This window comes from Shimia marina, assembly GCF_001458175.1.
GTDB lineage: Bacteria > Pseudomonadota > Alphaproteobacteria > Rhodobacterales > Rhodobacteraceae > Shimia > Shimia marina.
This window is the reverse complement of the sequence record NZ_CYPW01000045.1, coordinates 1-923: the sequence shown is the minus strand read 5'-3', so window position 1 is coordinate 923 and position 923 is coordinate 1. Positions and strand designations below refer to the sequence as shown.

Below are 923 nucleotides of genomic sequence, written 5' to 3'. Positions count from 1 at the left end.
ATGGCAAAGGAAAAGTTTGAGCGCAGTAAACCGCACTGCAACATCGGCACCATTGGTCACGTTGACCACGGTAAAACCACACTGACAGCTGCGATCACCAAGCAATTTGGTGACTTCAAAGCCTACGACGAGATCGACGGCGCGCCTGAAGAAAAAGCCCGCGGCATCACCATCTCCACCGCGCACGTGGAATATGAAACCGAAGCACGTCACTACGCCCACGTTGACTGCCCAGGCCACGCTGACTACGTGAAAAACATGATCACCGGTGCGGCGCAGATGGACGGCGCGATCCTGGTTGTGAACGCAGCAGACGGCCCAATGCCACAGACCCGTGAGCACATCCTGCTGGGCCGCCAGGTTGGCATCCCTGCCATGGTTGTTTTCATGAACAAAGTGGACCAGGTTGACGACGAAGAGCTGCTCGAGCTGGTGGAAATGGAAATCCGCGAGCTGCTGTCTGAGTATGAATTCCCAGGCGACGACATCCCTGTGATCGCTGGTTCCGCTCTGGCGGCTCTGGAAGACCGCGACGCCAACATCGGTTCCGAGAAAATCGCAGAGCTGATGGCGGCTGTTGACGAGTACATCCCACAGCCACCACGTGCGGTTGACGAGCCGTTCCTGATGCCAATCGAAGACGTGTTCTCGATCTCTGGCCGTGGTACTGTTGTGACCGGCCGTGTTGAGCGTGGCGTGATCAACGTTGGCGACGAAATCGAAATCGTTGGCATCAAAGACACTCAGAAAACCACCTGTACCGGTGTTGAAATGTTCCGCAAGCTGCTGGACTCCGGTGAAGCGGGCGACAACATCGGCGCGCTGCTGCGTGGTGTTGACCGTGAAGCGGTTGAGCGTGGTCAGGTTCTCTGTAAGCCAGGTTCCGTGAACCCACACACCAAGTTCGAAGCAGAAGCCTACAT

1 protein-coding gene is annotated in these 923 nt (G+C 56.8%); it reads left to right on the top strand.

Features of this window, described 5'->3' with window-relative positions; genetic code table 11:
- The coding region (tuf, locus tag SHM7688_RS19295) for an elongation factor Tu (RefSeq protein ID WP_058241594.1) at window positions 1-923 on the top strand (923 nt) is incomplete at its 3' end.